The organism is Streptomyces sp. NPDC093568 (genome assembly GCF_044764945.1).
GTDB lineage: Bacteria > Actinomycetota > Actinomycetes > Streptomycetales > Streptomycetaceae > Streptomyces.
Window position 1 is genome coordinate 311,811 of sequence record NZ_JBIWJD010000009.1, and the last position, 26,976, is coordinate 338,786.

Sequence of the window (26,976 nt, forward strand, 5' to 3'; positions counted from 1 at the left end):
AACCGAGTATGGACGGGGGTCGTTCGGCTGTCTAAGGAATTGCGGGGTCCGATTGCCGCGTCCGTGGCCGCCCCGGCCGGCGTTCAGCGGGGCGGCCACAGCACCTGTCACCTCACTTGGTGAGCGTGCAGGCGGCCAGGGAGTTGAGGCCCTGCGGCTTCGCCGCCGTACGGCCGATCGAGATGGCGATGCGGTCGACCGTCGCCACCCGCTTGTCCTTCAGGGGGCCGAGGATGGCGTTCTGGACGAAGTTCGGTCCGCCCTGGCCCACGGTGTCGACCAGTCGCTTGTTGGCCTCCTGGATCTGGGTGTTCAGGAGGGCGAGGTTGCGGTCGACCTCGGCCTTCGCGGTCGCGGGGACCGCCGGGAGCTTCGACCTCACGTCCGGGCACGAGATCTTGCCGACGGCGTTGGTGTTGCCCGAGTTACCCGCATTCCCGGTGTTCCCGGTGTTGCCGCCGGCCTGCTTGGTCGGCGTCGCCTTCGGGGTCGCGGCGGTCCCGTTCCCGCCCGCGTTCAGGGTGCATGCCGCCAGCGCGTCCAGGCCCTGCGGTCTGGCGGCCGTACGCCCGATGGCCGTCGCGATGCGGTTGACCGTCGCCACCCGCTTGTCCTTCAGGGGGCCGAGGATGGCGTTCTGGACGAAGTTCGGGCCGCCCTGGCCCACGGTGTCGACCAGTCGCTTGTTGGCCTCCTGGATCTGGGTGTTCAGGAGGGCGAGGTTGCGGTCGACCTCGGCCTTCGCGGTCGCGGGGACCGCCGGGAGCTTCGACCTCACGTCGGGGCACGAGATGGTGCCGGGTCCGGCCAGGGTCCGGGCGTTCGTGCCGCCGCTCCCGGACGTTTCCCCGGCCAGGGCGAAGCCGGCGATCACCGTGCCGGACAGCGCCACCGCGGCGGCGCCGCCGATGAACGTGACACGGCGCTTGTTGTACTTCGGAAGAGCCCTGGACATGCGGATGCCTCACTCGGGTTCGGGGGTCGTCGTTTACAAACGCGGCGCCTGCGTTCGGCGAGAGGTACGGGTAAGCGGTTTCCCGCGTTCAACGAGAGGCGGGAATTTCCGCCGGGTTCGACCCAGATTGACGAACCATGCAGAGCTCTGCATACTCATGCACGTCATGTGTGGCGAGTGCGTGGGGTGACCGCGCACTAGCCTGACGACCGCCTCCCCGTTCACGCCACGGGGAGGCGGTGCCACACCCAGACCTCCCGAGGAGCACAGCGAGTGAGCAGCAACAGCGGTGACGTACGGCTCTGGGGCGGCCGTTTCGCCGACGGTCCCGCCGAGGCCCTGGCCAAGCTGTCCGCGTCCGTCCACTTCGACTGGCGGCTCGCGCCCTACGACATCGCCGGTTCGCGCGCCCACGCGCGCGTGCTGCACAAGGCGGGCCTGCTCACCGAGGACGAACTGCGGCGCATGATCGTCGGCCTGGACCAGCTGGAGGCCGACGTGGCCGCCGGCGACTTCGTGGGCACCATCGCCGACGAGGACGTGCACACCGCCCTGGAGCGCGGCCTGCTGGAGCGCCTCGGCCCCGACCTCGGCGGCAAGCTGCGCGCGGGACGGTCGAGGAACGACCAGGTCGCGACCCTCTTCCGGATGTACCTGCGGGACCACGCCCGCGTCATCGGCGGCCTGATCGCCGACCTCCAGGACGCGCTGATCGGCCTGGCCGAGGCCCACCCGGACGTGGCCATGCCCGGCCGGACCCATCTCCAGCACGCCCAGCCGGTGCTCTTCGCCCACCATGTCCTGGCGCACGTGCAGTCGCTGTCGCGGGACGCCGAGCGGCTGCGTCAGTGGGACGAGCGCACGGCCGTGTCGCCGTACGGCTCGGGCGCCCTCGCGGGCAGCAGCCTCGGCCTGGACCCGGAGGCGGTCGCGAAGGACCTCGGCTTCGAGCACGGCTCCGCCGCCAACTCGATCGACGGCACGGCCTCGCGCGACTTCGTCGCCGAGTTCGCCTTCATCACCGCCATGATCGGGGTGAACCTCTCCCGGATCGCCGAGGAGATCATCATCTGGAACACGAAGGAATTCTCCTTCGTGACCCTGCACGACGCGTTCTCCACGGGCTCGTCGATCATGCCGCAGAAGAAGAACCCGGACATCGCGGAGCTGGCGCGCGGAAAGTCCGGCCGTCTGATCGGCAACCTGACGGGTCTCCTCGCCACCTTGAAGGCGCTGCCCCTCGCCTACAACCGCGACCTCCAGGAGGACAAGGAGCCGGTCTTCGACTCCTGCGACCAGCTGGAGGTCCTGCTCCCCGCCTTCACCGGCATGATGGCCACCCTCACCGTCAACCGCGAGCGCATGGAGGAACTGGCCCCGGCCGGCTTCTCCCTCGCCACCGACATCGCCGAATGGCTGGTCAAGCAGGGCGTCCCCTTCCGCGTCGCGCACGAGGTCGCCGGTGAGTGCGTCAAGGTCGCCGAGGCGGAGGGCAAGGAGCTGGACGAGCTGACGGACGAGCAGTTCGCGAAGATCTCGGCCCATCTGACGCCGGAGGTGCGCACGGTGCTGAACGTGCCCGGCGCTCTCGCCTCCCGCAACGGCCGGGGCGGAACGGCCCCGAGCGCGGTGGCCGTACAGCTGACCGAGGTCAAGGCGAACGTGGCGGCACAGCACCAGTGGGCGGAGGCGAAGGGCCGGTAGCGGCTCGGGAGCCCGACCTCGGAGGCGAAGGTCATCACGGGTTAGGTTGGTCGGAAGCCGAAACGGATCCGACCGAACGGAGCCCGCGATGCCCTTCGCCCGACTGGCAACAGCAACGACCCCCACCTGCCACATCGGACTCGGCCTCGCCGCCGTCGGCCGCCCCGGCTACATCAACCTCGGCCGGGACGAGGACCTCGGGGAGAACCGCGGCGTCGAAACGCTGCGCGCCCGCACCCACGAACTCCTCGACGCCGCCTACGCCCAGGGCGTCCGCTACTTCGACGCCGCCCGTTCCTACGGCCGCTCCGAGGAGTTCCTCGCGGACTGGCTGCGGGCCCGCCCCGGCCTCGACGACATCGTCGTAGGCAGCAAATGGGGCTACACCTACACCGCCGACTGGACGACGGACGCCGAGAAGCACGAGGTCAAGGACCACAGCCTCGCGGTCTACGAACGTCAGCGCGCCGAGTCCGACGCCCTCCTCGGCGACCGTCTCGACCTCTACCAGATCCACTCGGTGACCCCGGACAGCCCCGCCCTCACCGACAAGGACCTGCACGCCCGGCTGGCCGAGGCCGCGGCCGGCGGCCTCACTATCGGCTTCTCCACCAGCGGCCCCGCCCAGGCCGACGCCATCCGCGCGGCCCTCGCGGTGACCGTCGACGGCGAGCCCCTCTTCCGTACCGTCCAGTCGACGTACAACGCCCTGGAGACCTCGGCCGGCCCCGCCCTCGCCGAGGCCCACGACGCCGGGCTCACGGTGATCGTCAAGGAGGGCATGGCCAACGGGCGGCTCGCGGACCCGCACGCCCCGGACGCGCTGAAGGCCGTGGCCGCGGAGACGTCCCTGGGCTGTGACGCCGTCGCCCTCGCGCTGATCCTGCGCCGGCCGTGGGCCGGCGTGGTCCTATCCGGCGCCGCGACCACCGTGCAGCTCGCGTCCAATCTGCACGCCGCGGTGGTGGACCTCGAGGAGGATCAGCTGGAGCGGCTGGCCACGCTGGTGGAGGAGCCGGGTGCCTACTGGGAGCGGCGCGGCCGGCTGCCCTGGCACTGATCCGCACCCCCGTTGATCAGCGGTAATGAGTCACGCACGTCCATTGTGAGACATTCATGTCTCACATGCGCTATTCTTGTCTCATGGCCGTAGATCGTGACCACGTCCTGCGCACCGCCGCAGCCCTGCTGACCCGAAAAGCCACCGCGACCATGGACGAAGTCGCCAAGGCGGCCGGCATCAGCCGGGCCACGCTGCACCGGCACTTCGCCGGGCGCGACGCCCTGGTCCGCGCGCTGGAGTCGCTCGGCATCGAGGAGTGCGAGGCCGCGCTCGACGCGGCCCGGCTGGACGAAGGCCCGGCGCGCGACGCCGTGCACCGGCTGGTCCGCGAGATCGAGCCCTCGGCCGGACTGCTCGCCTTCCTCTACACGGAGAACCAGCTCTTCGAGGGCGAGCAGCAGAACGCGGGCTGGGCGCGCATCGACGACCGCATCGCCGCGCTGTTCCGACGCGGCCAGCAGAGCGGCGAGTTCCGTATCGACCTCAGCCCGGTCTGGCTCACCGAGGCGCTCTACGGCCTGCTCGGCTCAGGCGCCTGGGCGGTCGCGGAGGGCCGGGTCGCCCGCAACGACTTCACCCACATGATCGTCGAGCTGCTGCTCGGCGGCGCACTGCGGCACCACGCACCAGAGCACCACGCAGCACAGCACCACGCAGCACAGCACCCCGCACCACAGCACTCCGCACCACAGAGAGAGGAATCATGACCAGCACCCTGCAGTCGACGGGTACGACCGAGGCGGTGACGAAGCGTCCGGGCCGTTGGCTGGCGCTGTCCGTCCTCGTGCTCGCCGTGCTGCTGGTGGCCGTCGACGCGACCGTCCTCGGCCTCGCGACCCCCTACATCAGCGAGGACCTGAAGCCCTCCGGCACCCAGCTCCTGTGGATCGGCGACGTCTACTCCTTCGTGATCGCCGGCCTGCTCGTATCGATGGGCAGCCTCGGCGACCGAATAGGCCGCAAGCGGATCCTGCTCGTCGGCGCCACGGCGTTCGGCGCGGTGTCCGTCCTCAACGCCTACGCGACGACACCCGAGATGATGATCGTCGCCCGGGCGCTGCTCGGTGTCGCGGGCGCGACCCTGATGCCGGCGACCCTCGCCCTGATCCGCAACCTCTTCCACGACCCGCGCGAACGCAGCCTCGCCATCGGCATCTGGGGCGCGACCGCCTCCGCAGGCACCGCCGTCGGCCCGATCGTCGGCGGCTTCCTGCTCGAACACTTCTGGTGGGGTTCGGCCTTTCTGATCAACCTGCCGGTGATGGCGGTCCTCGTCCTCGTCGGCATCAAGCTGCTGCCCGAATCCCGGAACCCGAGTCCCGGTCCGTGGGACCTGCTCAGCGTCGCGCTGTCGCTCGTCGGCATGATCGGCGTCGTGTACGCCATCAAGGAGGCCGCCGCCCACGGCTTCGCGTGGACGACGCTCGCCGCGGGCCTGCTGGGTGCGGCCGCGCTGTACGGCTTCGTACGCCGCCAGCTCACGCTCCCCGCCCCGCTGCTGGACATGCGGCTCTTTAGGCACCGCGGCTTCAGCAGCGCGGTACTGGCCGACCTGCTGACCATCCTCGGCCTGTCCGGGCTGGTGTTCTTCCTCTCCCAGTTCCTGCAACTCGTGCAGGGCCGGGGCCCGCTGGAGGCCGGCCTGGCCGAACTGCCCGCCGCGATCGGCGCGGTGGTCGCCGGTCTGATCGCCGGCCGTGCGGCCCGTCGCTTCTCGGTCCGGGCCGTCGTCTCCGGCGGCCTCGCGGCGATCGGCCTCGCCCTGGCCGTGCTCACGGTGATCGACCGCTCGACCGGCTACCCCCTGCTGGGCGCGGCCCTGCTGGTGGTCGGCGTCGGCGCGGGCTTCTCCTTCACGGTGACGTCCGACGTGATCCTGTCCTCCGTGCCGAAGGAACAGGCGGGCGCGGCGTCGGCGGTGTCGGAGACGGCGTACGAACTGGGCGCGGCGATGGGCATCGCCGTACTGGGTTCGATCGTGACCGGTGTGTACCGGGACTTCACAGGCCCTGCGGGCACTCCGGCGGAGGCGCACGAGTCGCTGGGCGTTGCGGTGGAGGCCGCGGCAGGCATGCCGGCGGACTCGGCCCGGGCCATGCTGTCCTCGGCTCAGGACGCCTTCGTCGACGGCCTCGCGATCGCGGCGGGCGCGGGCGCGGCGGTCCTGCTGGCGGCGGCGGTCGCGGCTTGGTTCCTGCTGCGCGGCCAGCGGTTGGACAACGCCGGGTAAGGGGAGCCGCGTCGGTGCGCGGCTCCGCCGTGGCCACGAACCCTCGGCGGGGCTACGCCGCCTCTTTGGCCTTGCTCGCGTACATGTCCACGTACTCCTGCCCCGACAGCCGCATGACCTCCGCCATCACGGAGTCGGTCACGGCCCGCAGCACGTAGCGGTCCCGGTCCATGCCCTCGTACCGGGAGAACTCCATGGCCTCACCGAACCGCACCGTCACCTTCCGGGGGCGCGGCATCCCCGCGCCGCCCGGCTGGATCTTGTCCGTGCCGATCATGGCGAAGGGCACGACCGGCGCGCCCGTCATCAGCGTCAGGCGGGCGATGCCGGTGCGGCCCCGGTACAGCCGTCCGTCGGGCGAGCGCGTGCCCTCGGGGTAGATGCCGAAGACCTTGCCCTCCTCCAGGATCCGGCGCCCGGTCATCAGCGCGGCGACGCCGCCGCGGCCGCCGTCCCGGTCGACCGGGATCATGCCGACGCCGGTGAAGAACCACGCCATCAGGCGGCCCTTGAGGCCCTTGCCGGTGACGTACTCGTCCTTGCCGATGAAGAGGACCTGACGGTCGCAGACCAGCGGGAGGATCATCGAGTCGATGAACGTGAGGTGGTTGCCGGCCAGGATGACCGGGCCGTCGCCCGGGATGTGCTCCGCGCCCTCCACCTGTGGGCGGAACATCAGGCGCATGATCGGTCCGAGCACTGCCTTGATGAGCGCGAAGCGGGACAACGGGCCCTCCGGTGTCAAGGGATTCGTATAAGTCTGTGCAGGTGAGGACGATACTCGCGGTCCCGGGGATCCCGCACATCGGGTGGGCCGACTTCACTCAGGTCTTACTCGCCATTGACCTGCGTTTACCTGCGGTGACACGTCATGGACCGTCCGTAACGTGCCCGCAACGATGTGACGGACATCGCTCGGGGATGCACCGGGACGGGTGCCCCGCCCGGGCGGGGTGAATCCGACGGACCGTCACCTCGTCGTTCGAACACGACATCCGGCGCTTCCCGTGAGTTCCGCCCCGGGTCTCCCACCTGTCATGGACGCGCACCTACGATCGGCCCGCATCGATGAGGAGAAGGCAGGAAGGGCGCTCATGGGAACCCAGGAGAACGAGCAGACGGCCGGGACCGCACGACGGAGGCTTCTCGGCGCGGCCGTGCTCGGCGCGGGCGGCGCGGTCCTCGGGCTGTCCGGTACGGCGAGGGCCGCGGAGGCCCGGCACGGAGGCGGTGGCGTGAAGAGCCTGCCCAAGCCGACGATCATCGGCCATCGCGGTGCCAGCGGCTACCGGCCGGAGCACACCCTGGGCTCCTACCAGCTTGCCCTCGACATGGGCGCCGACATCGTCGAGGCCGGCGACCTGGTCCCCACCAAGGACGGTCACCTCGTCTGCCGGCACGAGCCGGAGATCGGCGGCACGACCGACGTCGCGGACCACCCCGAGTTCGCCGACCGCAAGAAGACGAAGTCCCTCGACGGCGTCGCCGTCACCGGCTGGTTCACCGAGGACTTCACGCTCGCCGAGCTGAAGACGCTGCGCGCCACCGAGCGCATTCCGGCCAACCGCCCGCACAACACCCTCTACAACGGCCGCTGGGAGATCCCGACCTTCGAAGAGGTCCTGCGCTGGCAGGAGGAGCAGACCCGCAAGCGTGGCAAGCAGGTCTGGATCTACCCCGAGCTCAAGCACCCCACCTACTTCCGCAAGCAGGGCCTCGCCCTGGAGGAGCGGATCGCGAAGGTGCTGCACAAGTACGGCCGGGACAAGCGGAACTCGCCCGTCATCATCCAGTCCTTCGAGCCGACCAGCATCCAGCGTCTGAACAAGCTGGTCGACAACCCGCTGGTGGTCCTGCTCTCCGGCGCGGCGAGCCGCCCCTGGGACTTCGTCGAGACGGGTGACCCGCGCACCGTCGCCGACCTGGTCAAGCCGGCCGGCCTGAGGGAGATCGCCTCCTACGCGCAGGGCATCGGCCCCACCCTGGACCTGATCATCCCGAAGGACGCGAACGGCAACCTCACCCAGCCCACCACGCTGGTCGCCGACGCCCACAAGGTCGGTCTGATCCTGCACCCCTACACGATGCGCAACGAGAACCCCTTCCTGCCCGCGAGCTTCCGCAAGGGCACGGACGCGGACGCCTACGGCGACGTCTTCGGCGCCTACCGGACGTACTTCGCCACCGGCATCGACGGTGTCTTCACCGACAACCCCGACACCGGTCTGCTGGCCCGCGAGGACTTCGTCAACGGCTGAGCCCTCCGCCCCGATTGGGGTGACCGTCGGCCGCCCGGGCAACCTCCCGCCCGGGCGGCCGCGTCGTGCCGTACATGACGGACGACCTGGTTGCCACCCTGCGTCCCCTGCTCATCGCGGAGGCCCGCGCCGAGGCGCCGGCCTCCGGAGCGGAGCCGGGCGACCTGGAACAGGCGGTCTGGCTCCGCCTCCTGGAACGCCTCGACTCCGACGGCCCGCCCCCGGACCCGCCCGGCTGGCTGCGCAGGGCCGTGCGCTCCGAGGCCCGCCGCAGCCGTCGTACGACGCGGCTCGAACGGCCGTATGAGAACGAGCCGGCGGACGAGAACGCCGGCGATCCCGAGCACCTCGCCCTGGCCGCCGCCCGCCACCGGGCCCTGCGTGAGGCGGTCCGCCGTCTCCCCGGTCGCTGCCCCCGGCTCGTGGAGGCACTGCTCGCCCCGCACGACCCGACATACCGGGAAATCGCGGGGGAGTTGGGTATCTCACAGGGCAGTCTCGGCCCGGAACGTTCCAGATGCCTGGGATGTCTGCGCCGATTGCTCACACCGGAGGTTGCGGCCCGAGGAGCGCGGGGATAGGAGTGAGGGACGACAGGCGATCAGGTGAGCGGGAGGCGTGCGCACATGGGCATGAGTGTGACCATTTCTGCGGCGACCGAGCAGGACTCGGAGCAGATCTTCAGGCTTCAGTACCTGTGCTTCCAGAGCGAGGCGGCGCTGTACGGGAACTACCGCATCGACCCGCTCGTCCAAACCCTGGACTCGGTCCGGGAGGAAGTCGCCGCGGACTGCGTCTTCGTGGCCCGGCTGGGCGAGGAGGTGGTCGGCTCCGTGCGCGGCCGCGTCACCGAGGACGGCTCGGCCGCCATCGGCAAGCTCTGCGTCCACCCCCGCCTCCAGGGCCACGGCATCGGCGCGCGGCTGCTGCGCGCGGCGGAAGCGGCCCTGACCGAGCAGCGCGGAGCCAAGCGCTTCCGCCTCGAAGCGGGCCACCGCAGCGAGGGCAACCTCCGTCTGTACCGCAAGGTGGGCTACGAGGCCGTGGGCACGTCCAAGGGCGCCGACGGGGTCCCGATGATCGTCCTGGAGAAGCAGGTCGGCGCTTTCGTCGCTACGGCTTGAGGGTTCGCGCCCTGCGCAGCCAGTAGATGGCCGACAGCGGCAGCAGCACGGGGATGAACAGATATCCCATGCCGTAGTCGGACCACACCGTCGCGTCCGGGAACGCCGAGGGTTCCACCAGGGTCCAGGTGCCGACGACCAGCACGCCCGCGAGCTCGGCGGCGCAGCACACCAGCGCCGCCCTGCGGGCCTTTTCGCCGCCCCTGACGAGCGTGTACGTGATGAAGCCGTACACGAGACCCGCCAGCGCGGAGAGCGAGTAGGCGAGCGGCGCCCGGTCGAACTCCGTCGCGATCTGGTACACCGACCGCGACACGGCGCCGACGACCATCACGCCGTACAACCACACCAGCAGCACCCCGGGCCCGCTGATCAGCCGCGTCGGCCTGTCCTCGGTCACGGGCACCTCAGCCTCCCCAGATGTCATAGAGCCGCACCTCCAGCACGGCCAGCACCACACCGCCGGCGGCGACCGTCACCGAACCCCACTTGCTCCGCTCGGCCAGCGACATGAAGCCCGCGGCCGGAATGCACGCGAACGACCCCAGCAGATACGCCACGAAGATCGTCGTGCCCTGCTCCGGCTTCTCGCCCCGCGCCAGCTGCACGATCCCGACCACCAGCTGCACCAGGGCCAGTACCGTCACCACGGCCATGCCGATGAAGTGCCAGTCCTTGGTCGGCTGGTCACGGTAGGCCGCCCAGCCGCACCAGGCGGCGAGCAAGAGCGCGGCGACCCCGGTCACCAGCGTCAGGGCATCAAACATGTGGCGAGCCTATTACGGCCCAAAAGGCCTGATGCGGCCGCCCCCGGAGCGCACCGTAGGGTCGAGGGCATGAAGATCCGTGCACAAGCCCTCCTGTTCGACAACGACGGCACTCTCGTCTCCTCCCTCGACTCCGTGGACCGCTGCTGGGCCCGGTGGGCCGCGGAGTACGGGATCACGGAGGAGTTCGCCAGGGTCGAGCTGCACGGACGTCCGGCCGTCGAGATAGTCGCCGAACTGCTGCCCGCCGACGTCGTGCCGGAGGCCCTCGCCCGGATCGAGACGCTGGAGGTCGAGGACGTACCGAACGGTGGCGTGCACCTGCTGCCCGGCACCAAGCACTTCCTCGACTCGCTGCCCGCCGACCGCTGGGCCGTCGTCACCTCCGCCACCCGCCGGCTCGCCGAGGCCCGGCTCGACGCCGTCGGCATCCTCCCCAAGACCATGGTCACCGCCGACGACATCACCCGCGGCAAGCCCGACCCCGAGCCCTACCTCCTCGCCGCCCGCGAACTGGGCGTCGACCCGGCCGACTGCGTCGTCTTCGAGGACGCCCCCGCCGGTCTCGCGGCCGGTCGCGCCGCCGGAATGACCACCGTGGCGTTGACCACAACCCACCAGGCCCACGAGGTCGAGGCCGATCTGGTCGTCAAGGACCTGTCGGCCCTGTCCGCGCTGGTCAACGACGGGGCGGTGGAGATCACCGTCCGAGGCTGAGGACTGTCCACCGCTGTCCGCAATGCGGACAGCGGTTCTTGGTCACCGCTATACGTCTGATTTACTGATCGCATGACCACGACGAGCTGCCGCACCTTTGCGACCGAGGCGACCATGACGCCCGGTGCTCGTTGTATGTGTCCCATGCGCCGAATGTGCGCCTTCTAGAGGGCCCCCGCACCACTTACTGAGCCTCGCGCCCCGAAGCGAGCCGCCGTGGCATGTCCGTTCGCCTCATCGCGTACGTGACCGAGTTGCCCGCGCATGACTTCCCTCCCGTACCAGGGCACACCCACGCCCGCGTACTCGACAGTGACGGAAACCCCCAGTGATCACCACAACGGGCCTCACCAAGGTCTACCGCTCACGCGGCCGCGAGGTCACCGCCCTCGACGGCGTCGACTTGCACGTCCGCGAAGGCGAGGTGTACGGCGTCATCGGCCAGTCCGGCGCCGGCAAGTCCTCGCTCATCCGCTGCGTCAACCTGCTGGAGCGCCCCACCGCCGGCACGGTCACCGTCGCCGGGCAGGACCTCACCGCCCTGGCCGGACGCGGTCCCCGGGCCGGCAGGGAACTGCGGCAGGCACGCAGCCGTATCGGCATGGTCTTCCAGCACTTCAACCTGCTGTCCTCCCGGACGGTCCAGGACAACGTCGAGCTCCCGCTGGAGATCCTCGGCAGGTCGGGCCGGGAACGCTCCCGCAAGGCGCTCGAACTGCTCGACCTGGTCGGGCTCGCGGACAAGGCGAAGTCCTACCCCGCCCAGCTCTCCGGCGGTCAGAAGCAGCGCGTCGGCATCGCCCGCGCGCTGGCCGGCGACCCCAAGGTGCTGCTGTCCGACGAGGCCACCAGCGCCCTCGACCCGGAGACCACCCGCTCCATCCTCCAGCTGCTGCGTGACCTGAACCGGCAGCTGGGCCTGACCGTCCTGCTCATCACGCACGAGATGGACGTCGTGAAGTCGATCTGCGACTCCGCCGCGCTGATGGAGAAGGGCCGCATCGTCGAGTCCGGCACGGTCAGCGAGCTGCTCGCGACCCCCGGCTCCGAACTCGCCGCCGCGCTCTTCCCGGTGGGCGGCGAGGCCTCCGCCGACGACCGCACCGTCGTCGACGTGACCTTCCACGGCGAGGCCGCCACCCAGCCGGTCATCTCGCAGCTCTCGCGCACCTACAACATCGACATCTCGATCCTCGGCGCCGCCATCGACACCGTCGGCGGCCTCCAGGTCGGCCGGATGCGCATCGAACTGCCCGGCCGCTACGAGGACAACGTCGTGCCGATCGGCTTCCTGCGCGAACAGGGCCTGCAGATCGACGTACTGGGCCAGGAGCCCGTTCTGCTCAAGGAAGGTGCCCAGCTGTGACCTGGTCCGAGATGCAGCCCCTGCTGGAGCAGGCGTGTTGGGACACCCTCTACATGGTCGGCTGGTCCACCCTCATCGCCGTCGTCGGCGGCCTCCCGCTCGGCGTCCTCCTCGTCCTCACCGACCGGGGCGGCCTGCTCCAGAACGTCCTGGCCAACAAGGTCATCGGGCAGCTCGTGAACGTCGCCCGGTCGATGCCGTTCATCATCCTGATCGTCGCGCTGATGAGCTTCACGCGCTGGGTCACCGGCACGACCATCGGCCGCGAGGCCGCCATCGTGCCGCTCGCCATCGGCGCGATCCCGTTCTTCGCGCGTCTCGTCGAGACGGCTGTCCGCGAAGTGGACGGCGGGCTCGTGGAGGCCGTGCAGTCGATGGGCGGCAACACCTGGACGATCGTGCGCAAGGTCCTCGTACCCGAGTCCCTGCCGTCCGTCATCGCCAGCACCACGACCACGATCGTCGCCCTGATCGGCTACTCCGCCATGGCCGGCACGGTCGGCGCAGGCGGCCTCGGCGACATCGCCATCCGCTACGGCTACCAGCGCTTCGAGACCGAACTGATGTGGATCACCGTCGCGATCCTCGCCGTGGTCATCTCCCTCATCCAGTTCGCCGGCGACTACGCGGCCCGCTCCCTGCACCGCCGCGGCGGCCAGTCGGGCCCCGCGCCGAAGCTGCGGCTGCTCAAGGCGTCGACGGCGACGAGCAAGACGGTCTGAGCCCGTCTGAGCCCCCAGAACTCCCCGTGGCACCCATCACGGGGTCGCACCACCCATAAGGAAAGGCACTTTTCGTGCGTAACACCGCCAAGATCACCACTGCCGTCCTCGCCGCCGGAGCCCTCACCCTCGGGCTCGGCGCCTGCGGCTCGGACAAGGACTCCGGCTCCGACGCGAGCGCCCCGCTGAAGGTCGCCGCCACGCCCACCCCGCAGGGCGAGATCCTCACCTACATCAAGGACAAGCTCGCGAAGAAGGCCGGTCTCGAACTCGAGATCAAGGAGTTCACCGACTACACGCTGCCGAACACGGCCGTGCAGCAGGGTGAGGTCGACGCCAACTACTTCCAGCACCAGCCGTACCTGGACGACTTCAACAAGAAGAACGGCACCGACATCGTCGCCGTGCCGAACGCCACGGTGCACCTGGAGCCGCTCGGCGTGTACTCCCAGGGCGTCAAGAAGCTGACGGACCTGAAGAAGGGCGCCACGATCGCCCTGCCGAACGACACCACCAACGAGGCCCGGGCGCTGAAGCTGCTGGAGGCGGGCGGTGTGATCAAGCTCAAGGCGGGCGTCGGCTTCGAGGCGACCCCCAAGGACGTCGTCTCCAACCCGAAGAACATCGAGTTCAAGGAGCTGGAGGCGGCCCAGCTGCCGCGCTCCCTCGGTGACGTCGACGCCGCGGTCATCAACGGCAACTACGCGCTGGAGGCCGACCTCAGCCCGGCCAAGGACGCCGTCGCCGCCGAGTCGCCCACGGACAACCCGTACGGCAACTTCCTCGCCGTGAAGAAGGGCAACGAGGGCGACCCGCGCGTGGAGAAGCTGGCGAAGCTGCTCACCTCGCCCGAGGTGAAGAAGTTCATCGAGGACAAGTACGACGGCGCCGTCGTGCCGGCGTTCTGAGAGGTCAACCATTAACTGACGGTGCGTTTACCGCGTATCGCCACGCACGGGGTCCACTCCTTCACCTGGTGTGGACCCCGTGGTGCGGTTCAGTGCTTTCATGCTGCATGCTGGGCAGTTCAGCAGCCCTTGAACATTTTTCGAAGGTTACGGAGCGGCGCATGACTAGCACCTTCCCCAACATCTCCATCAGCACGGAGCGGTTGGTGCTGCGTCCCTTCGAGGATCTGGACATCGAGTCGTTCGCCGAGATGATGAACGACGAACTCGTCACCGCCTGGACCTCCGTGCCGCACCCCTACACCGAGGCCGACGCCCGCGCCTGGATCACCGAACTCGCCCCCGCCGAACGCACCGAGGGACGCGGCATCGTCCTCGCCGTCACCGAGTTCCTCACCCAGCGCCTGGTCGGCATCGTGCACCTGCAGCACACCGACTGGCGGGTGCGCTCCAGCGAGATCTCCTACGTCATCGCCCCCTGGGCGCGCGGCGAGGGCTATGCCTGTGAAGCGGCCCTCGCCACCGCGCAGTGGCTCTTCCACGACCAGAAGTTCGAGCGGCTGGAGCTGCGCACCGCCGCCGACAACACCGCCTCCCAGCAGGTGGCGCAGAAGATCGGCTGTATCAGCGAGGGGGTGCTGCGCGGCGCCTGGATAGCCCGGGCCCGGACGGACAGCGGCGCGTGGACCGACGTCCGCACCGACCTCATCGTCTGGAGCCTGCTGCCCGAAGACCTGGAAGGCGTGGGCGACCAGGGCGGCGAAGGCTTCACGTCGTTCGGCGACTGGAACTGACACCGGGTACCCTCACGGAGCGCGCCCCTCGGGCGACCCCACGACGACCTGCGCAAACCCAGGAGACTGACGACGATGGCCGACCGGGTCACGGTGATCGGCTGGGACGGCTCGCCGCTGACCGCCGCGGCACGCTCCGCCCTCGGTGCCGCCACGCTCGTGGCCGGTGCCGCGCACCACCTGGCGCTGGCCGAGGTCCCGCCCGCCGCCGAACGCATCCGCCTGGGCAGCGTCGCCCTCGCCGCACGCCGCATCGCCGGCCACCGCGGCACCGCGGTGGTGTTCGCCGACGGAGATCCCGGCTTCTTCGGCGTCGTACGGACCCTGCGCGCACCCGAGTTCGGCCTGGAGGTCGAGGTCGTCCCCGCCGTCTCCTCGGTCGCCGCGGCCTTCGCCCGCGCGGGCATGCCCTGGGACGACGCACAGGTGGTCGTCGCACACCGTCGCACCTTGCGACGCGCGGTGAACGTGTGCCGCGCCCACACCAAGGTCGCCGTCCTCACCTCACCCGGCGCCGGCCCCGCCGAGCTCGGCCTGCTCCTGGAGGGCGTCCACCGCACCTTCGTCATCTGCGAGGAACTGGGCACCGAGCGCGAGCAGGTCACCGTCGTCACCTCCGACAAGGCCGCCGACCACAGCTGGCGCGACCCGAACGTCGTCATCGTCATCGGCGGCGCGATCGCCGCTGCGGAGGGCGGCGGATGGATCGCCGGCCGCGACCCGGCCGCCGCGCCGCGCGGCTGGACCCTGCCCGCCGAGGCCTACGGCGGCCTCATGGGCGAGAGCGAACTGGAACCGCTGCGCGCCGCCCAACTCGCCCGGCTCGGCCCGCGCGTCGGCGACCTGGTGTGGGACATCGGCTGCGCCAGCGGCGCCTTCGCCACCGAGGCAGCACGGGCCGGCGCCGCCGTCATCGCCGTCGACCGCGACCCGCAGGCCTGCGCCCGCACCGAGGCCAACGCCCGCGCCTTCGGCGTCCAGCTCCAGATCGTCCACGGCACCGCCCCGCACGTCCTGGAGAACCTCCCCGAGCCGGACGTCGTGCGTGTCGGCGGCGGGGGAGCGGCCGTCGTCTCCGCCGTCGCCGACCGGCGCCCGCAGCGCATCGTCGCGCACGCCGCGACCCGCGACGACGCCGAACTCATCGGCCGCGACCTCACCGAACACGGCTACGACGTCCAGTGCGCCCTCCTGCAGTCCGTCGAACTCGACACGCGGGCCTGGACGGAGCGGGAGCGGAGCGTCGCGTTCCTGCTCAGCGGGGTACTGCCCGATCGCACGGCGTGATCGCGTACCCGTCCCCGTGATCCGGTTGTCGTACCGCGCGCGGTAGGCTGGCCGATCGTTGTACCGCACTCGGTCGCCCGGCTATTCGTCGGTCAATGTCCGGAAAAACACGCCCCGTTTGGGGTGAGTGTGGTACGGCGAAACCGGAGGACGCGCAACGTGGCGCAGTCCACAGCGGCCTGTCGCGGATCTACCTGTCGCGACGGCCGAACGGCCAGGACAATGCCACTCAATGGCTTTGTCGCCTTTTTGGCGCGGGTCGTTCGTGCCGCTGGGCACGGACGCTCGTTCTTCACTGCGGGGGCGGTCGGTGCGCCGTTCCCGGTGAGCTGGTCGTATAAGCACTAACCGATGGGCGAGGGGTACGCATGACCGACACCGGCCAGGTCCCGGGCGAAGGATTGCCGGAGAGCGCAGGCGTGGTGGAGCAGCCGGGCGTCCCCGAGGCGCACGGTGCGTACGGCTACCTCTCCGAGAGCCCCGCCGAGGACGAGGACCTGCTGATGCCCGGCACTCAAGGTGCCTGGGGCAACGAGGTGGCCCCGCCCGCGCCGGAGCCGATCGTCGAGGCCGTCCACCAGCCCGGCCCGCACGAGGTCTCCGGCCGTGACAGCGGATCGGTCGACCTGAGTGGCGTCCGCCTCCCGGGTCCGACGACCCCCACGGCGCCCACGGCGCCCACGGTGCCGATCCCGCCGATCACCCCCCGGCGCCCCCTGCATCTCGGTCCGCCCACCCCGGACGCCTCGGCCAGCCCGGTCCGCTCCCTCGCCGACCGCGGCGCGGTGGGAGCGCCGGTCCGCCAGCCCGGCCCCGAGTACCTGGACGCCCCGGCGGCTCCCCAGCCGACCACGCCGTGGCCCGCCCCGGCCCCCGTGCCGGTGGCCGCGGAGGCGCAGGCTGCCGAAACGGTTGTCCCGGCCGAACAGCCCGCGGGCGTGGCCCAGGCGGTCGTGGCGCGTGTCGCCCACGAGGCCGGAGCCACGGTGGGGGTGGCTCAGGAGGCCGAGCCCGTTGAGGCACCCACCGCGCAGGAGGGTGGGTACGGCGGCCAGGAGCCGTCCGGTGGTGACGCTGACGCCGGGGCCGGGCAGGACGCGGTCGTCACCGGCGGAGGTGCTGAGGCAGTAGACGTCGCCGAGGCCGGCCCGGGTGATGGGGTGCCGGTGGTTGAGGCCGCTCCGGTCGCCGGGGTGCCGGTGGTCGAGGTCGGTCAGGTCGCCGAGGGCCCGGTGGCTGAGGGTGCTCAGGCTCCCGAGGCTCCCGAAGCGCCCGTCGCCGAGTCCGTGACCGAGCCGGTCGCCGAGCCTGTTGCCGAGGCCGTGGCCGAGCCCGGCTCCGAGGTGGCCGGCGATGGCGTCGGCCCGGTGGTGGAGCAGGTCGCCGCCGAGGCCGGTCAGGTCGCCGACGGCTCCGCCCCCGAGAGCGAGCCGCTTCCCGAGGCCGTACAAGTTCCGGACGCCCCCGCCCCCGAAGCGGTACAGGTTCCGGACGCCCCCGCCCCGGAGGCCGTCGAGGTCGTTGAGGTCGTCGCGCCCGAGCCTCCCGAGCAGTTCCCCGAAGACCTCGTCACCTACGCCGCCGCCCAGGCCACTTCCGAGGCGGTGCCAGTGCCGTCGGCAGCGGATGCCGAGCAGGCCCCGCAGCTCGCGCAGGCCGAGCCGGTCGTGGCGGCTCCGCAGCCGACCGAGGTCGACAGCGCCCCTGTCGCTGTGGCCCCCGAGCCGGCCCCGCTTCCCGTGGACGCCGAACAGGCCACCCCGCAGCAGAACGAGCCCCTTCCTCCGGCCGAGCAGCCCGTCCAGGCTCCGGAAGCCGTTCCGGACCCGCACTTCGCGCAGGACGCCGCCGCCGAAGCACAGCCCGTGGCCGTGAGCACGCCCGCCCCGATGGAGGACCCGGCTGCCCCCGTGGCGGAGCCGGAAGCCCAGCTCCCGGACACCCCACCGACCCAGGACGTCCCCGCAGAGCCGGCCGCCCCCGCCCAGCCGCTCGCCGCAGCCCCAGCCGCCGAGGAAGCCGCCGAGCCCACCCCCGCGGAAGCCGCCCCCGTCGAGGTAGCCGCGGAGACCCCCGTCCCCTTCGTCGCCGAGCCCGCCGGCCCGCAGCTCCGGCTCGCCCCCGCCGACGACGCCCAGGCCCAGACGCCCCTCCCGGCCGGTGAGTCCGGCGAGGGCGAGGCCGTACCGCCGGCGACCGGTGTCCCCGAGGGGCCCGCGCCCGCGCAGCCCATGGGGCAGTTCGTGCCGGTCGAGGGCTCGGTGCCGACCACCCCGCACCTCGCCCCGACCCCGCCGCAGCCGATCCTGCTGCCCGTGGCGGAGGGGCCGGGCCCGCTCCCCACCGTCCCGGCGCCCCGCGAGGGCGACCCCGAACTCGTACAGCACGCGGAGGACCTGGACACCCGGGCCGCCGAACAGGAAGACCACCAGGCAGAAGAGAGCACGGCCGTGGTCGAAGAAGCACGCCAGTCCGCCGGCCCCGCCGCGCCCGCCTACGACGACGCCGAACGCGAGGCCGTCCTCAAGGTCATGCGCGAACGCCGGGACATCCGCAACGGCTTCCGCAGCGACCCCATCCCGCACGAGGTCCTGCTCCGCGTCCTGGAGGCCGCCCACACCGCGCCCTCCGTCGGACACTCCCAGCCCTGGGACTTCGTCGTCATCCGCTCCGCGGACACCCGGCAGACCATGCACGAACTGGCCATGCGCCAGCGCGAGGCGTACGCGAAGTCGCTGCCCAAGGGCCGGGCGAAGCAGTTCAAGGAACTGAAGATCGAGGCCATCCTCGACACCCCGGTGAACATCGTCGTCACCGCCGACCCGACCCGCGGCGGCCGCCACACTCTCGGCCGGCACACCCAGCCGCAGATGGCGCCGTACTCCGCCGCCCTCGCGGTCGAGAACCTCTGGCTCGCCGCCCGCGCCGAGGGCCTCGGCGTCGGCTGGGTCAGCTTCTTCGACGAGCGCGAGATGGTCCGCGCCCTCGGCCTGCCCGAGCACCTGGAGGTCATCGCCTACCTGTGCGTCGGATACGTCGACGAGTTCCCGGACGAGCCCGAGCTGATGCAGGCCGGCTGGTCCAAGCGCCGCCCGCTGTCGTGGGTCGTGCACGAGGAGACGTACGGCCGTCGCGCTCTGCCCGGCGAGGAGCCGCACGACCTGCTCGCCGAGACCGTCGCGCAGATCCGCCCGCTGGACGCCAAGGCGCTCGGCGAGGCCTGGGAGCGGCAGAAGCGGATGACCAAGCCGGCCGGCGCGCTGGGCATGCTGGAGATCATCTCCGCGCAGCTGTCCGGGCTGTCCCGCCAGTGCCCGCCGCCGATCCCGGAGCCCGCGGCCGTCGCGATCTTCGCCGGTGACCACGGCGTGCACGCGCAGGGAGTCACCCCCTGGCCCCAGGAGGTGACGGCCCAGATGGTCGCCAACTTCCTCGGCGGCGGCGCGGTCTGCAACGCCTTCGCGGGCCAGGTGGGCGCCGAGGTGTGCGTGGTGGACGTCGGCGTCGCGGCCGACCTCCCCGCCACCCCCGGCCTGCTGCCCCGCAAGGTCCGCGCGGGCACCTCCGACATGACGACCGGGCCCGCGATGACCCGCGAGGAGGCCAAGCAGGCCATCGAGGTCGGCATCGAGACGGCCCGCGACCTGGTGGCGGCCGGCAACAAGGCGCTGCTGACCGGCGAGATGGGCATCGCCAACACCACGGCGTCGGCCGCGCTCATCTCCGTCTACACGGGCGCCGAGCCCGCCGAGGTCACCGGCCGCGGCACCGGCATCAACGACGAGACCCTCGCCCGCAAGACCGAGGTCGTCCGCCGTGCCATCGAGCTCCACCAGCCCGACCCGGCCGACCCCATCGGCGTCCTCGCGGCGATCGGCGGCTTCGAGCACGCCGCGATCGTCGGCCTCCTGCTGGGCGGCGCGTCCCTTCGCACCCCGGTGATCCTGGACGGCGTCAGCGCCGGCGCGGCCGCCCTGGTCGCCCGCGCCATCGCCCCCGAGGTCCTCGCCGCCTGCATCGCGGGTCACCGCAGCGCCGAGCCCGGCCATGTGGCCGCCCTCAACAAGCTGGGCCTGCGCCCCCTGGTCGACCTCGACCTGCGCCTCGGCGAGGGCACGGGCGCGCTGCTCGCCCTTCCGCTGGTGCAGAGCACGGCGCGGGCGATGCACGAGGTGGCGACGTTCGACTCGGCGGGGGTCACCGAGAAGTAGGTGGGTCACGGGGGACCCGGGGAGCACAGGCCCCGGGTCCCCTGTCACGTCGCCGGTGGTCGCCCAGCCACCGGACGCCCGAACCGTCACCAGCGCCCGCAGCATAAAATCCGCACGTCAGGGCATCGCACCGCCGCCGCAAAAGGGAGCCGCACCCTCATGGCCGAAAACCCCGCCTACCCCGTAGGCCTCCGCCTCTCCGGCCGCAAAGTGGTCGTCCTCGGCGGTGGCCAGGTCGCGCAGCGCCGCCTCCCGGCGCTCATCGCGGCGGGCGCCGACATCGTCCTCGTATCGCCCGAGGCGACCCCCTCGGTCGAGGCGATGGCGGACGCGGGCGAGATCACCTGGCACCGGCGCCCCTACGCGGACGGCGACCTCGCGGACGCCTGGTACGCACTGATCGCCACCGGCGACAAGGACGCCAACGCGCGCGCCTCGGCCGAGGCGGAGCGTCACCGCGTCTGGTGCGTCCGCTCCGACGACGCCGACCAGGCGACGGCCTGGACCCCCGCCACCGGCCACAGCGAGGGCGTCACCGTCGCCGTCCTCACCACCCGGGCGCAGGGCCGCGACCCCCGCCACACCGCCGCCATCCGCGACGCGGTCGTCGAGGGCCTGCGCGACGGCACGCTCGTCGCCCCGCACCACCGCACCCGCACCCCCGGCGTCGCCCTGGTCGGCGGCGGCCCCGGCGACCCGGACCTCATCACCGTGCGCGGCCGCCGCCTGCTCGCGGAGGCCGATGTCGTCATCACCGACCACCTCGGCCCGCGCGACCTGCTCGCGGAACTCCCGCCGAGCGTCGAGGTGATCGACGCGGCGAAGCTGCCGTACGGCCGGTTCATGGCCCAGGAGGCCATCAACAACGCGCTGATCGAGCACGCCAAGCAGGGCAAGTCGGTCGTCCGTCTCAAGGGCGGCGACCCCTTCGTCTACGGCCGTGGCATGGAGGAGGTGCAGGCGCTGGCCGAGGCCGGCGTCCCGTGCACGGTCGTGCCCGGCATCTCCAGCTCGATCTCCGTCCCGGGAGCCGCCGGCATCCCGGTCACCCACCGGGGCGTGGCCCACGAGTTCACGGTGGTCAGCGGCCACATCGCACCCGACGACGAGCGCTCGCTCGTCGACTGGCCTGCCCTGGCCAGGCTCACCGGCACGCTGGTGATCCTCATGGGCGTCAGCACGCTCGGGAAGGTCGCCGAGACGCTCATCGCCAACGGCAAGTCCCCGGACACCCCGGTCGCCCTGGTCCAGGAGGGCACGACGGCCGCCCAGCGCCGGGTCGACGCGACCCTCGCCACGGCCGCCGAGGCGGTGGTCGAACACGAGGTGAAGCCGCCGGCGGTCATCGTCATCGGCGAGGTCGTGAGGGTGGGACCGACCCCTTCCGCGTAACCGCGGGTAACGCAACCCGTCTCGAACCGTTGGCACCGCACCCAGGACAAGGCAGTATCACTCTGTGGCCGATCTCATCACCGTCGATGACCCCACCGACCCGCGCCTGCGCGACTACACGGGCCTGACCGACGTCGAACTGCGCCGCAAGCGCGAACCGGCCGAGGGCCTGTTCATCGCCGAGGGCGAGAAGGTCATCAGACGCGCGAAGGACGCGGGTTACGAGATGCGGTCGATGCTGCTGTCGGCGAAGTGGGTCGACGTCATGCGCGACGTCATCGACGAACTCCCGGCTCCCGTGTACGCGGTCAGCCCCGAGCTCGCCGAGCAGGTCACCGGCTATCACGTGCACCGGGGCGCGCTCGCGTCGATGCAGCGCAAACCGCTGCCCACGGCCACCGAACTGCTGCGGAGCGCCCGCCGCGTGGTGGTCATGGAGTCGGTCAACGACCACACCAACATCGGCGCCATCTTCCGCTCCGCCGCCGCCCTCGGCATGGACGCGGTGCTGCTCTCACCGGACTGCGCGGACCCCCTGTACCGCCGTAGCGTCAAGGTCTCCATGGGCGCGGTCTTCTCCGTGCCCTACGCCCGTCTGGACACCTGGCCCAAGGGCCTGGAGTCGGTCCGCGAGGCGGGCTTCACTCTCCTCGCCCTGACCCCCGACGAGAAGGCCAAGAGCCTTGACGAGGCGGCCCCGCAGCGCATGGACAGGGTCGCCCTGATGCTCGGCGCCGAGGGCGACGGCCTCTCCACCCAGGCCCTGGTGGCCGCCGACGAGTGGGTACGCATCCCGATGTCCCACGGCGTCGACTCCCTCAACGTCGGTGCGGCGGCAGCGGTCGCCTTCTACGCGGTGGCCACCGGCCGACCGCGGCCCTAGAGCAATTTCAGTGGAGACCTGGTCAAGCTGATGACAAGGTGACGGTCATGCCGTCGCCCGTGGTCGAACAACTGCTCCGTGAACTGCACACCTCACTCACCCTGCGCAGGCGTCCTGAGCGCCCTGCTGAGGCTCCCGAGAACGGAGAACATCCCTGACGTGGAAGCCCCGCTCCCCGACCCATGGCTTGCGTACTTCGCCGACCGCGGGCACACGGGGGTCCGCCGTATCGGCGCTGGCGTCGAGGGCGTTGTCTACAGGCTGAGCGAGGGCCGGGTCGCCAAGGTGTGGAGCGGCCGGCCGCCCGCTGATCTCGATCTCACCCGGCAGGTGTACGCGGACATCGCGCGGCACCCGCTGCCGTTCTCCACCCCCGAGATCCTCGATGTAGAGGACCACGAGGGCGTCCTGGTGACGTACGAGCGCGAGCTGCCCGGAGTCTCGATGCGGGTCGACTCCGCACACGCGGCCCCTGGACCCGAGCTCACCACCGAGCAGCGCGACACGCTGCTCACTGTCCTGCGTGGTCTGGCCTCCGTGCCGGCCACCGACGTCATGCGTCAGTTGACCGTCCAGGGAGACGACCGTCCCCTCTGGCGGGATCACGACTGCTTCCGCGACGCGCTCGCGGCCCTGGTGGCGCGGGCCGCAGCCCGGCACGGTGACGCCCTGGCCGCCCACGTGCCGGACTTCGAAGCGGGAGTCGAACGGACGCAAGAGGCGCTGCGCTCGCTCCCCGACGTCCCGGTGACAGTGATCCATGGCGACCTGGTCCCGCCCAACGTCCACATGGACGCGGCCGGCCGGCCCGTCGCGGTACTCGACTTCGGCTTCTACACGACCGCGGGCGACCCGGCCTTCGAGGCCGCCGTCACCGCCGCCGTCTGGGACATGTACGGGCCGCACGCCGAGGAGCACACGGCGGCGCTCACCAGGCTCTTCGCCCACGAGTTCGGGTACGCGCCGACCACCCTCACCGCCTATCAGGCCGCCTACGCCCTCACCACCTACGACCTCTTCGGCCTGGACGACGGCGACGGGCACTTCCGGTGGTGCGCGCAGCAGCTACGCCGCAACGCCGTGTTCACCGCACAGGTTCGAGCCGCGGCGACTCCCCGCGCTGCCCGTACGCCTGGGACATGAGATCCCCGTCCGGCTATGCGGACCCCGAATCGACCTGCCCCTGCTGCGGTCGTACGACCTCGCCCGCGCCGCCGAGACCGCGGTCGGGCCCCTGGCAGCCCTGGGCCGCCGCGATCCCGAGCGCGACGAGCAGCGTCACCACGACGAACACGAACAGCCGCTGCCGGAGCAGCTGGGGGTTGGCGGGCCGGCGGCCCGTCCCCGTGGGCCGGGGAGCCGGACGACCGTTGCCGCCGCGCTGGGCGGGCCTGCCGCCGTTGCCCGGGCGGGGGATGTTCCGCGAGGCGGACGCCGGTGGCCGGGCGCCGGACCGGGACGACGCCGTACCGCTGTGGGGAGCGCTGCCGCCCCTCGACGGGGCCGCGTCACGGGCGGGGCCGGGTACGCGCGGGGTGCCGTTGCCCCGGGGCAGGCCGGCGCCGCGGGGCGGGGGAGCGCCCTGCGCGCGGCGCTGGGCCCGCTGCTGGTCGGCGTAGGTGTCGGCGAGCCGCCCGGTCGGCCGGTCGGCGTCCCCGGAACGCGGCGCCGGCGGTCGTACGTCCGCGAATCCCTGCGCCTCCCGGGCCGCGATCTCCTTCAGGCGCAGCGACAGCTGCAGCGTGCTCGGCCGGTCCTCCGGATCCTTCGCCAGGCACGCCCGCACGAGCGGGGCCAGGGCGTCCGGTACGCCGTGCAGCTGGGGTTCCTCGTGGACGACGCGGTACAGCATCACCTCCGAACTGCCGTGTCCGAAGGGCGAGTCACCCATCGACGCGTACGCGAGCGTGGCGCCGAGGGAGAACACGTCCGTGGCCGGGGTGACGGCCGCGCCGCGCACCTGCTCGGGGGCGAGGAACCCGGGCGAGCCGACCGCCGTGCCGACGTGGGTGAGCGTCGAGGCACCCGTCGCCCAGGCGATGCCGAAGTCGATGATCCTCGGGCCCTTGGGGGACAGGAGGATGTTGGAGGGCTTGAGATCCCGGTGCACGACCCCGGCCTCGTGGACGGCGACCAGCCCCTCGGACAGGGCGGCCCCCACGGCGGCGACCTCGGCGGCGCCGAGCGCGCCCCCGTCGACGACCTTGTCGTGCAGGGACGGGCCGGGCACGTACTGGGTGGCGAACCAGGGACGCTCCGCCTCGAGGTCGGCGGCCACGAGCCGTGCCGTGCACCCGCCGCGAATCCGCCGGGCCGCCGAGACCTCCCGCGCGAACCGCGAACGGAACTCCTGGTCCTCCGCCAGATCGGGCCGGATCACCTTGAGCGCGACCCGCTGCCCCTTCTTGTCGGAGCCCAGGTAGACGACGCCCATTCCGCCCGCGCCAAGCCGTCTGTGAAGCCTGAACGAGCCGACGACGCGCGGGTCCTCGCGCCTCAGGCGCATCATCGCCATGTTCATCCCCGCTGCCCGGTCCGTGTGACGAGCCACAGCTTACGTTTCCGCGGGCCGCCGTGCGCAGAGGCCGCGCCCTCTCGCCGTGATGGATTGTCAGTGGTGGGTGGGAGACTTGAAGGGTGGTCAGAGGGCGGGTGAGCAGGGCGACTTAGCAGCCGAGGTGCCCCCAACCGCCCGTGGCAGAAGGGGGATTGAGCCCGTGAAGGGTGATCGCGTGGAGATAGTCGTGGACGCCGGGGACACGACGCGCACGTACGAGGTGGTGGCGAGCAGGGCGGGCCGCAGGGTGGAGACGGCGGTGCGTCGAGGTGTCGTGGAAGTGAGCGAAGTCACCCGAAGCGGATCCGTGGTGCGTACGGCCCGCTTCATGGCGAACCGGGTCCTTGCGCTGGTTGAGCAGCCGATCCCGCGGGAGGACAGCTCGGAGAAGAGTCGTGACAAAGCGGGGCACACCGGGCGTCCCCTCGGGGAAGACCCCGAGACCTAGGACCTCGTCTCCACCCTGGGGAGTACGTCGCAGGTGGTGGCTCATCCTCCGGGAGGCCCGGCAATCGGTACGAGGGCATGACGTCCTGGCGGGGCCGCGCGCCTAGATTTGAGGTCAAGCGGCGGGTGCAGCACTCGTCCCCCGAGGTCAGACACCCGCCGCTGCCAACGACAACTGACACAGGTCAGGAGAGGGACCATGGCCCAGACGGCACCGCGGACACTGATCCGCACACAGGAGCGCATGATGCTGCGCTCGCGCCGCCAGGGCCGCCGCCACCCCCTGGTGGCGACGCTCATGGCCCTTCCCCTGGCGGCCCTTCTCCTCCTCGTCTTCGACGGCTGGGAGACAGTGGCCACACAGGCGTCGTCCGTGGGCGTGATGCTGGGGCGCTGAGCGGCGACCCCAGGCCCGGAAGAGCGGTCCGGGCGGGGACATCCACCCATGAAACCCCGTGGGGACGGGGGTGCGGCGGACGGCACAAATGCCGGCGCAGCTGGGGAGCTGCGCCGGCATTGCTTTTGTCCGGCACTTTTCCTGCTGCTCGCATCCCCCTCAGCCGCCGTCGCCACCCCGCGTACTCTCGGCCCAGACCACTCGCCGACCAGGGACGCCCGTGACGCCGAAGAACCCGCTCCTGTCCGACCTCGCGATGCGTGTCAGAGCCGAGGCCCACTCACGCACGTCCGCGTCCGTCTGCCCCTGCGGAGCGACCGTCACCCTCGCCGACCGCCCCGACGCCACCGTCGTCCGGCACGCCGGCACCGTCGGCAAGGCGCACGCCCCCGACCTCACCCCCACCGACCTGACCCCCCGCCTCACCGCCGCCGCCCACCTCCCCGACCTCTTCCTGCCCCCGCTCACCCCGACGCCCGTCGACCTGCACACCCGGCTCGTGAGCTTCTGGCCCTACGGCGTCCCGGTGGACCCGGAAGATCCCGACGCGGCCCCTTGGGAGGCGGCGGCGGGGCTGCTCGCACGGCTGCACCGCACCCCCGCGCCCACCCCGCTGCCCGCCATGCGCGGACCGGTCAAGGCCGCGCTCGCCCTGTCCCGGCTCCGCGCCGCCACCGACGGCGGCCCCGCCGCCGACGCCGTCCTCCGTGCCTGGGGCACCCTCCCCGTCTGGGCCCGCGCCGAGGCCCCGCAGCCCGACACCACCACGCTCTGCCACGGCGATCTCCATCTCGGCCAGCTCGTCCGGCACCCGGCCCCCGACGGCCCGTGGCGGCTCATAGACGTCGACGACCTCGGCGTGGGCGTCCCGGCCTGGGATCTCGGGCGGCCGGCCGCGTGGTACGCCTGTGGCCTGCTCCCGCCCGAGGAATGGCGCCGGTTCCTGGCCGCCTACCGCGCCGCCGGTGGCACGGCCGTCCCCGCCGACGGCGACCCGTGGCCCGCGCTGGACGTCCCGGCCCGCGCTCTCACCGCGCAGACCGCCGCCCGCGCGATCACCAAGGCCCTGGCCGAGGGGCGCGGCCTGGACGAGGTCGAGCAGGCGCTGGTCGACGCCTGTGACCGAATGGCTTCCGTCCCCCCACAGTTGGTCCACGAAGCCGCGAAGTAGTGTGCAACCGACCGCAGCCGGAC

25 protein-coding genes are annotated in these 26,976 nt (G+C 71.7%); 20 read left to right on the forward strand and 5 right to left on the reverse strand.

Features of this window, described 5'->3' with window-relative positions:
- Window positions 1–112: 112 nt before the first annotated feature.
- Window positions 113–955, reverse strand: a complete 843-nt coding sequence (locus tag ACIRD7_RS32730; protein WP_403459257.1) for a hypothetical protein — start codon at window positions 953–955, stop codon at window positions 113–115.
- A 273-nt stretch (window positions 956–1,228) separates the two neighbouring features.
- Here ACIRD7_RS32730 and argH point away from each other — a divergent pair, with 273 nt between their 5' ends.
- From argH to ACIRD7_RS32750, 4 genes are all read left to right on the forward strand, one after another.
- On the forward strand, window positions 1,229–2,659 hold the full coding sequence (argH, locus tag ACIRD7_RS32735; protein ID WP_403459259.1) for an argininosuccinate lyase: 1,431 nt from the start codon (window positions 1,229–1,231) through the stop codon (window positions 2,657–2,659).
- A gap of 88 nt (window positions 2,660–2,747) precedes the next feature.
- Window positions 2,748–3,719, forward strand: coding sequence for an aldo/keto reductase (locus ACIRD7_RS32740; RefSeq protein WP_403459260.1), 972 nt, complete (start codon window positions 2,748–2,750; stop codon window positions 3,717–3,719).
- 83 nt (window positions 3,720–3,802) lie between these two features.
- Window positions 3,803–4,429 (forward strand): TetR/AcrR family transcriptional regulator, encoded by a 627-nt coding sequence (locus tag ACIRD7_RS32745; RefSeq protein WP_403459261.1) that lies wholly within the window; start codon window positions 3,803–3,805, stop codon window positions 4,427–4,429.
- Window positions 4,426–5,952, forward strand: coding sequence for an MFS transporter (locus tag ACIRD7_RS32750; protein ID WP_403459262.1), 1,527 nt, complete (start codon window positions 4,426–4,428; stop codon window positions 5,950–5,952). Before ACIRD7_RS32745 ends, ACIRD7_RS32750 begins: the two co-directional genes overlap by 4 nt.
- A gap of 52 nt (window positions 5,953–6,004) precedes the next feature.
- On the opposite strand, the gene ACIRD7_RS32755 is transcribed toward ACIRD7_RS32750, so the two are convergent.
- The gene (locus tag ACIRD7_RS32755) at window positions 6,005–6,679 is read right to left on the reverse strand and encodes a 1-acyl-sn-glycerol-3-phosphate acyltransferase (protein ID WP_274237642.1); all 675 of its coding nucleotides are present in this window, start codon (window positions 6,677–6,679) and stop codon (window positions 6,005–6,007) included.
- A gap of 367 nt (window positions 6,680–7,046) precedes the next feature.
- On the opposite strand from ACIRD7_RS32755, the gene ACIRD7_RS32760 reads away from it, so the two are divergent.
- From ACIRD7_RS32760 to ACIRD7_RS32770, 3 genes are all read left to right on the forward strand, one after another.
- Window positions 7,047–8,210, forward strand: coding sequence for a glycerophosphodiester phosphodiesterase (locus tag ACIRD7_RS32760; protein WP_403459264.1), 1,164 nt, complete (start codon window positions 7,047–7,049; stop codon window positions 8,208–8,210).
- A gap of 74 nt (window positions 8,211–8,284) precedes the next feature.
- Window positions 8,285–8,791, forward strand: a complete 507-nt coding sequence (locus ACIRD7_RS32765) for a sigma-70 family RNA polymerase sigma factor (protein ID WP_403459265.1) — start codon at window positions 8,285–8,287, stop codon at window positions 8,789–8,791.
- Window positions 8,792–8,836: 45 nt separating this feature from the next.
- Window positions 8,837–9,334 carry a GNAT family N-acetyltransferase gene (locus tag ACIRD7_RS32770; RefSeq protein WP_403459266.1) on the forward strand — a complete coding sequence of 166 codons (498 nt, stop codon included), beginning with the start codon at window positions 8,837–8,839 and terminating at the stop codon, window positions 9,332–9,334.
- Here ACIRD7_RS32770 and ACIRD7_RS32775 read toward each other — a convergent pair.
- Window positions 9,324–9,761: a hypothetical protein gene (locus tag ACIRD7_RS32775; RefSeq protein WP_403459267.1), complete on the reverse strand. Its 438-nt coding sequence runs from the start codon at window positions 9,759–9,761 to the stop codon at window positions 9,324–9,326. The two genes, ACIRD7_RS32770 and ACIRD7_RS32775, sit on opposite strands and share 11 nt — an antisense overlap.
- The gene (locus ACIRD7_RS32780) at window positions 9,742–10,101 is read right to left on the reverse strand and encodes a hypothetical protein (protein ID WP_272114697.1); all 360 of its coding nucleotides are present in this window, start codon (window positions 10,099–10,101) and stop codon (window positions 9,742–9,744) included. Before ACIRD7_RS32780 ends, ACIRD7_RS32775 begins: the two co-directional genes overlap by 20 nt.
- Before the next feature lie 69 nt (window positions 10,102–10,170).
- Between ACIRD7_RS32780 and ACIRD7_RS32785 the strand changes: the two genes are divergently transcribed.
- The 10 genes from ACIRD7_RS32785 to ACIRD7_RS32830 all read left to right on the forward strand — a co-directional run bounded on the left by ACIRD7_RS32785 (window position 10,171) and on the right by ACIRD7_RS32830 (window position 23,524).
- Window positions 10,171–10,818 (forward strand): HAD-IA family hydrolase, encoded by a 648-nt coding sequence (locus tag ACIRD7_RS32785; RefSeq protein WP_403459268.1) that lies wholly within the window; start codon window positions 10,171–10,173, stop codon window positions 10,816–10,818.
- A 328-nt stretch (window positions 10,819–11,146) separates the two neighbouring features.
- Entirely contained in the window at window positions 11,147–12,184 is a 1,038-nt protein-coding gene (locus ACIRD7_RS32790) for a methionine ABC transporter ATP-binding protein (protein WP_403459269.1), read from the forward strand.
- The gene (locus tag ACIRD7_RS32795; RefSeq protein WP_403459270.1) at window positions 12,181–12,906 is read left to right on the forward strand and encodes a methionine ABC transporter permease; all 726 of its coding nucleotides are present in this window, start codon (window positions 12,181–12,183) and stop codon (window positions 12,904–12,906) included. Before ACIRD7_RS32790 ends, ACIRD7_RS32795 begins: the two co-directional genes overlap by 4 nt.
- 74 nt (window positions 12,907–12,980) lie before the next feature.
- Window positions 12,981–13,814, forward strand: a complete 834-nt coding sequence (locus ACIRD7_RS32800; RefSeq protein ID WP_403459271.1) for a MetQ/NlpA family ABC transporter substrate-binding protein — start codon at window positions 12,981–12,983, stop codon at window positions 13,812–13,814.
- A 161-nt stretch (window positions 13,815–13,975) separates the two neighbouring features.
- Window positions 13,976–14,608: a GNAT family N-acetyltransferase gene (locus ACIRD7_RS32805; RefSeq protein WP_403459272.1), complete on the forward strand. Its 633-nt coding sequence runs from the start codon at window positions 13,976–13,978 to the stop codon at window positions 14,606–14,608.
- A gap of 75 nt (window positions 14,609–14,683) precedes the next feature.
- Window positions 14,684–15,895 (forward strand): precorrin-6y C5,15-methyltransferase (decarboxylating) subunit CbiE, encoded by a 1,212-nt coding sequence (cbiE, locus tag ACIRD7_RS32810; RefSeq protein WP_403459273.1) that lies wholly within the window; start codon window positions 14,684–14,686, stop codon window positions 15,893–15,895.
- 368 nt (window positions 15,896–16,263) lie between these two features.
- The gene (gene cobT / locus ACIRD7_RS32815; RefSeq protein ID WP_403459274.1) at window positions 16,264–20,106 is read left to right on the forward strand and encodes a nicotinate-nucleotide--dimethylbenzimidazole phosphoribosyltransferase; all 3,843 of its coding nucleotides are present in this window, start codon (window positions 16,264–16,266) and stop codon (window positions 20,104–20,106) included.
- A gap of 159 nt (window positions 20,107–20,265) precedes the next feature.
- Complete coding sequence (gene cobA / locus ACIRD7_RS32820; RefSeq protein WP_403459276.1) at window positions 20,266–21,498, forward strand: uroporphyrinogen-III C-methyltransferase; 1,233 nt, start codon at window positions 20,266–20,268, stop codon at window positions 21,496–21,498.
- Between the two features lie 64 nt (window positions 21,499–21,562).
- Window positions 21,563–22,381, forward strand: a complete 819-nt coding sequence (locus tag ACIRD7_RS32825; protein ID WP_403459277.1) for a TrmH family RNA methyltransferase — start codon at window positions 21,563–21,565, stop codon at window positions 22,379–22,381.
- Between the two features lie 159 nt (window positions 22,382–22,540).
- Entirely contained in the window at window positions 22,541–23,524 is a 984-nt protein-coding gene (locus tag ACIRD7_RS32830; protein WP_403459278.1) for a phosphotransferase family protein, read from the forward strand.
- Between the two features lie 13 nt (window positions 23,525–23,537).
- Here ACIRD7_RS32830 and ACIRD7_RS32835 read toward each other — a convergent pair whose 3' ends face one another.
- Entirely contained in the window at window positions 23,538–24,902 is a 1,365-nt protein-coding gene (locus ACIRD7_RS32835) for a protein kinase (protein WP_403459390.1), read from the reverse strand.
- A 196-nt stretch (window positions 24,903–25,098) separates the two neighbouring features.
- Here ACIRD7_RS32835 and ACIRD7_RS32840 point away from each other — a divergent pair, with 196 nt between their 5' ends.
- The 3 genes from ACIRD7_RS32840 to ACIRD7_RS32850 all read left to right on the forward strand — a co-directional run bounded on the left by ACIRD7_RS32840 (window position 25,099) and on the right by ACIRD7_RS32850 (window position 26,953).
- The gene (locus ACIRD7_RS32840) at window positions 25,099–25,386 is read left to right on the forward strand and encodes a hypothetical protein (protein ID WP_403459279.1); all 288 of its coding nucleotides are present in this window, start codon (window positions 25,099–25,101) and stop codon (window positions 25,384–25,386) included.
- Between the two features lie 198 nt (window positions 25,387–25,584).
- Window positions 25,585–25,782 carry a hypothetical protein gene (locus ACIRD7_RS32845; protein WP_403459280.1) on the forward strand — a complete coding sequence of 66 codons (198 nt, stop codon included), beginning with the start codon at window positions 25,585–25,587 and terminating at the stop codon, window positions 25,780–25,782.
- 256 nt (window positions 25,783–26,038) lie between these two features.
- Window positions 26,039–26,953, forward strand: coding sequence for a phosphotransferase family protein (locus tag ACIRD7_RS32850; protein WP_403459391.1), 915 nt, complete (start codon window positions 26,039–26,041; stop codon window positions 26,951–26,953).
- Window positions 26,954–26,976 lie beyond the last annotated feature (23 nt).